This is a genomic window from Sphingopyxis sp. KK2 (assembly GCF_001990265.1).
Taxonomy (GTDB): domain Bacteria; phylum Pseudomonadota; class Alphaproteobacteria; order Sphingomonadales; family Sphingomonadaceae; genus Sphingopyxis.
The window spans coordinates 1-5141 of record NZ_LYVN01000203.1 but is presented as its reverse complement, the minus strand read 5'-3'; the positions used below and the strand labels follow the sequence as shown (position 1 = coordinate 5141).

Genomic DNA, 5141 nt, shown 5'->3' with positions numbered 1-5141 from the left:
GCGGCTGAGCACGGGTTCGTGGCCGAGCGATTTCAGTTCGCCGTCGACCTCTGCATAGGCCTCGATGATGAAGGAGCCGCGGATTTTCGAGCGGTCGATGCCGTCGACCCGCACGGTGCGGCCCGGCGCGCCGGCGACCGCTGCGAGCAGGGTCGGCGCGGCGCGCGTCGCATAGCTGTCGAGCGAGCCGGGGCCGTAGCTGTAGCCGAGTTGACCCTCGATATCGATGCAACCGGCCGAAGTGTAATAGCCCGAGCCGTCGGGCTGGATGAAGGGCTCGAGCGGGGTGTCGAGCGACAATATGTCGTCGGGGTTGGCGCCGGCGGGCGGCGGACCACTGCTGTAATTGGCGCCCGGATCGCTCGAATCGATGGTGAATTCGGTCTGGAAGCCGTTGCGGCGCTGCCAGGTCCAGAAGGCATAGTCGATGAAGCAGTGGTGGAAGAAGAAGATCGGGTCGAGCGCCGCCGTATCATTCTCCCCCATGTCGCCATTGGCGCCGGCGATCAGCGAGCTGTCGGCATTGTTGTCGGGGTTGGGGTTGTTCTGCACGTCGTAGCCGCCGACCGCGAGGTGCATGAAATTATGGGGGGATTCCAGCGCCATGACCTTGTTCGTCGGGTTGGCCTTGTTCCAGGCGCCCATCGAGGTGGTGTTCGAGAAGAGCGTGTAATTGGGCGCGTCGAGGCAGGCGACGAATTTGGAATAGATCTCGCCGCGCGGGCGGCCGTCGATCTCGAAAGCGAAGTTGAGCCAGGTCGAGATGTTGATGTCGAGCAGCTTCACCGCGTCGGCATAATTGCTGAACTGCGCATTATGCGCCGCGGTCGCGGCCTGGTCCGCAGGGGTCCCGACCAGTCCCGACAGCGGGAAGCGAACGGTCTCATAGCCCAGCGGCTTGCTGTAGAGCGAACCGTCGTTCGACACCCGATCCTCGATCGCAACCGGCAGCACGAAGGAGCGCAGCGGATTGGCGATCTGTTCGCCGTCGAGGGTGAAAAATTCGTCGGTCAGCGCGCGGGGAATGCCGTTCAGCCGCGAATCGTCGCTGCATTCGTCCCAGAAGGGCAGGGTGACGCTCTCGCATCCCGCGATGCTCTGCAGCGCCTTTTCGAGCTGGTGCAGATAGGCGCGATGCCAGGTCGGGAACAGCACGGTCCCATGCTGGCAATAGCCGCCCCACCAGGCGGGATCGGTCGTGCCCGGCCCGCGAAAAGGCTCGCCATGAAAGCCGCCGAGATTGAAAAAGGAGCGGGGGTCCTGCGGATCGAGTTCCTTGATCCCCTTCCACGCGCGCATCAGGTTTTCGAGCGGCGCCTTGTTGCCATTGTCATATTCTTTTTGCAGGTCGGAGATGGAATAGCGGATATTCGGAGCCGTCTGTTGCACGATGCTTCTCCCGACGGGGTTGGGCCAATGGCTATTTCGGCAGGCTTTCTTGCGTCCCCGATTCGCAATCTGCAGAAGATTAGGTTGATTCGCGATGAAATCAACTTGGTGCTGACAGATACTTTGATTTCCAAAGTGTTTACCATGAATGTCTAGCAAATGACCAAATAATGACACTTAATCATTACTTTTGATCGATGCCCTTTTGCGCTATCATGTTTCATCGGCCGCCCGATGGAGGCGCTGCCACACTGCTGCGGGAGCCTTTTGATGTTGGCCGGCCAATGGACCTATCGCAGCTTCGTCAATACCCCGGCGCTGGTCGGTAGCGACGCGCAGGCAGCGCTCGCGCTGATCTTTGGCGAGGGCGTTTTCGATTTCACGGTCGATAGTGACGGCGCGGTCGGCGGCCGGCTCGACATGGGCGCGGGCTATGCGCTGACGATCAGCGGCGAGGAGAAGGCCGAGGGCGGCTTTGCGCTGATCGGCCTCGGTATCGCGGGCACCGCAACCGAGGGATGGCGCTACGACTATCATGGCGGACCGGGCTATGATTGGCCCGACGGCATCGACCAGGTGCCGTCGCTGCTCGGCACCGTCGTCCGGGTGCTCGCGCACGGCCCGAAATCACCCGCCGGCGTGACGGCCTCGTTCATCGCGGTGCGGCAGGCGGCGGCGAAATGACGCAGGTCGATGTCCGCGACGATGAGGAGGAGGGGGCGCCGCGCCGCCGCAGCCTGCTGCGTCTGATCCCGGCGCTGGCGATGCTCGCGGCGACCATCGCGCCGACGGCCGCGGAACCGGGCGGGCTGCTCGTGCGCGTCTGTTCGGGCGCGCAGGACGGCTATGTGGTGATGCTGCTGCCAGTGGGCGAGCCGCGTGACGAACCGGGGCGCCACGATCAGGCGCCCTGCCACGCGACATGCCCCACCGCGCTGCGCGAGACGCGCAAGGCGGCGGTCTGACGGGCATCGATAGTCCCGCTTCTGACGGTGGGCGACGAGACGACAAGGATGCGCACTCCTGCTGCTCGAACTTGTGCCTTCTTGCTTGCCTCAGGCGTTGAAGCTAATCCTTCGGCTCGTTCAGATCGGTCCGATCCAGCAGGCGGGGCTTTCGCGACATAATGAGACGCCCCAATCGGCCCGCGGTTCTGATCGTCGAAGACGACGATGTGATGCGAGAATATCTCGACCGTGCGATCCGGCGTTGTGGGTATGATGTCTATACGGCAGCCAACGGTTTGCAGGGTCTGGCGACCTTCAATATGGCCGGCGACCATATCCATGTCGTCGCATCGGATATCGTCATGCCGTCGATGGATGGCGTCGAATTTTGCCAGGCCATTTCGGCCAGCGCCCGGAATATCTTCAACATCCTATTCATCACCGGATTCTCCGCCGCCGTTTCCCGTGCGGAGGAAAAAGTTCCCAACGCCATCGTTGTAACAAAGCCCATACATCTGAAGAGCCTGGTCGAGAAAATCGACCGGTCGATGGCGAATGTGATCCACAAGAGGAAGCGATTGTCCGACGACAACGTCATGAAATTCAAGCATGACAATAGCTTGGACGTCGAGCGGGTGAACAAGAGAATGTCCCGCTATGGCGAGGATTCCTATATTCTTCCCGAGCGTGGCAGTGACGCGCGACCGGGCGACGGCATCGATTATTTCGAGCAAGTGCGCGCGAGAAGAACCGACGTTGCGGTATTGAAAGGGGATCGCGAAACCCTCAATCGCACCCTCACGGAATTGGGGATTTCGGCCGCTCAGATATCCCAGCTTACGGATGCCCTCGACCGGGATAAATCGACCGAAACGACAGCAGGCATCGGAAGTGAAACCCGGTCGTGGCTGGGCAAGGCGTTCGGCTTTGTTGGAGCCGGAGCGGCGAGGGTGACTGGTGACGCCGCCGGAGCGACGCTTGCAGCAGCCATCGCCGCCTATCTGGGCCTGAGCGTGTAAGCTCGGGCCAGGGGCGGCATATCTTCTAGCCTTCTGACGACGCGACTACCCCGAACAGATCATGCTCGTCGGCGTCCTCGATTTCGACATCGACGATATCGCCGGCGTTGAGCGTCGCGGCGACGTCTCGCAGATAGACATGGCCGTCGATTTCGGGCGCGTCGGCTTGGCTGCGTCCCGTTGCCCCGATGCTTCCGTCCTCGTCGGCTTCGCCGACTTCGTCGATGATCACCGGCAGAGTGCGGCCGATCTTGGCTTCGAGCTTGGCGGCGCTGATCGCGGCGGTCTTCGCCATGATGCGCTGGTAGCGTTCTTCCTTGACCTCTTCGGGGACCTGGTCGTCGAGGGCATTGGCTTGCGCGCCCGCGACGGGTTCGAAGCGAAAGGCGCCGACGCGGTCTAGTTGGGCTTCGTCCAGCCAGTCGAGGAGATACTGAAAGTCGGCCTCGGTTTCGCCGGGGAAGCCAACGACAAAGCTCGAGCGGATCGCGATGTCGGGTGCGATGTTGCGCCAGTTTTTGAGCCGTTCGAGCACCTTTGCCTCGTTCGCGGGGCGCTTCATGCGCTTGAGGACGCTCGGTGCCGCGTGCTGGAAGGGAATGTCGAGATAAGGCGTCAGCAGGCCCTCGGCCATCAGCGGGATCACCGCGTCGACATGGGGGTAGGGATAGACATAGTGGAGGCGAACCCAGGGGGCCTTGTCTTCGCTGGTGCGCAGCCGGCCGAGTTCGCGCGCTAGGTCGGTCATGTGCGCGCGGACTTCGCGGCCCTTCCACTGGCGCGGATCGTGGCGGGTGTCGACGCCATAAGCCGAGGTATCCTGGCTGATGACGAGCAATTCCTTCGTCCCCGCGGCGACAAGCTTTTCGGCCTCGCGCAGCACCGCGTCGATGCGCCGCGAGACGAGTTTGCCGCGCAGATCGGGAATGATGCAGAAGGAGCAGCTGTGGTTGCAGCCTTCGGAGATCTTGAGATAGCTATAGTGCCGCGGCGTCAGTTTCAGCCCGCCCTCGGGCACGAGGTCGATGAACGGGCCCTGCGTCGGCGGTGCGGCGTCGTGGACCGCATCGACGACCTGCTCATACTGATGCGCGCCGGTGACCGCGAGGACGTTGGGGAAGCGCGCGCGAATGACTTCTGCCTCATTGCCCATGCAACCGGTGACGATGACGCGGCCATTCTCGGCCATCGCCTCGCCGATCGCCTCGAGGCTTTCTTCCTTGGCGCTGTCGAGGAAGCCGCAGGTGTTGACGAGCACGACGTCGGCGCCGGCATAGTCGGGCGAAAGGCCATAGCCGTCGGCGCGCAGCTTGGTCAGAATCCGTTCGCTGTCGACGAGCGCTTTCGGACAGCCGAGCGAGACCATGCCGACCTTCGGCTGGGTGGGGAGGGTTTTGGTTGCCATGATTGGCGGCGCGCATAGTCGATTTTATCGCGCTTGTCACGCGCGGCGCATGGCGCCATGCGGGGCGGCACGATCAAGGATGCGAGGTGAGATATGGCGATAGGGTTGCTGGCGGCGCTTTCGGCGGCTTTGGCGGTCGCGGCGGGGGCGTTCGGCGCGCATGGCGCGGCGGGACCGCAACAGGCCGAATGGCTGCGCACCGGCGGGCTGTACCAGCTGATCCACGCGGTCGCGGCGCTGGCGATCATGGGCGTCGCGCGCGGACCCGCGATGCTGCTGCTCGCGGGCGGGGCGATCTTTGCCGTGACGCTCTATGCGATGGCGCTCGGCGCGCCGAAATGGCTGGGCGCGGTGACGCCGATCGGCGGGACCTTGCTGATC

General features: G+C 63.2%; 6 protein-coding genes. 4 read left to right on the top strand and 2 right to left on the bottom strand.

Translation table 11 applies throughout. The features are described 5' to 3' along the window. Positions 1-1389, bottom strand: a 1389-nt coding sequence (locus B1A78_RS20250) for a tyrosinase family protein (RefSeq protein ID WP_077148680.1), incomplete at its 3' end; no start/stop codon positions are given. 270 nt (positions 1390-1659) lie between these two features. On the opposite strand from B1A78_RS20250, the gene B1A78_RS20245 reads away from it, so the two are divergent. The 3 genes from B1A78_RS20245 to B1A78_RS20235 all read left to right on the top strand — a co-directional run bounded on the left by B1A78_RS20245 (position 1660) and on the right by B1A78_RS20235 (position 3355). Beyond that, on the top strand, positions 1660-2073 hold the full coding sequence (locus B1A78_RS20245; protein ID WP_077148679.1) for a hypothetical protein: 414 nt from the start codon (positions 1660-1662) through the stop codon (positions 2071-2073). Then, positions 2070-2354, top strand: a complete 285-nt coding sequence (locus B1A78_RS20240) for a hypothetical protein (protein ID WP_077148678.1) — start codon at positions 2070-2072, stop codon at positions 2352-2354. Before B1A78_RS20245 ends, B1A78_RS20240 begins: the two co-directional genes overlap by 4 nt. 161 nt (positions 2355-2515) lie before the next feature. Continuing rightward, positions 2516-3355, top strand: a complete 840-nt coding sequence (locus B1A78_RS20235) for a response regulator (protein ID WP_077148677.1) — start codon at positions 2516-2518, stop codon at positions 3353-3355. Between the two features lie 25 nt (positions 3356-3380). Here the strand turns inward: B1A78_RS20235 and rimO are convergent, their stop codons facing one another. Further along, positions 3381-4760 (bottom strand): 30S ribosomal protein S12 methylthiotransferase RimO, encoded by a 1380-nt coding sequence (rimO, locus tag B1A78_RS20230; RefSeq protein ID WP_077148676.1) that lies wholly within the window; start codon positions 4758-4760, stop codon positions 3381-3383. 93 nt (positions 4761-4853) lie between these two features. Between rimO and B1A78_RS20225 the strand changes: the two genes are divergently transcribed. Beyond that, positions 4854-5141 (top strand): DUF423 domain-containing protein (locus B1A78_RS20225; protein ID WP_077148681.1); only part of this gene is annotated, 288 nt, incomplete at its 3' end.

Bases quoted from the DNA above. Each gene is read 5' to 3' on its own strand.
- B1A78_RS20245 (WP_077148679.1), top strand. From the start codon at position 1,660: ATGTTGGCCGGCCAATGGACCTATCGCAGCTTCGTCAATACCCCGGCG.
- B1A78_RS20240 (WP_077148678.1), top strand. From the start codon at position 2,070: ATGACGCAGGTCGATGTCCGCGACGATGAGGAGGAGGGGGCGCCGCGC.
- B1A78_RS20235 (WP_077148677.1), top strand. From the start codon at position 2,516: ATGAGACGCCCCAATCGGCCCGCGGTTCTGATCGTCGAAGACGACGAT.
- rimO (WP_077148676.1), bottom strand. From the start codon at position 4,760: ATGGCAACCAAAACCCTCCCCACCCAGCCGAAGGTCGGCATGGTCTCG.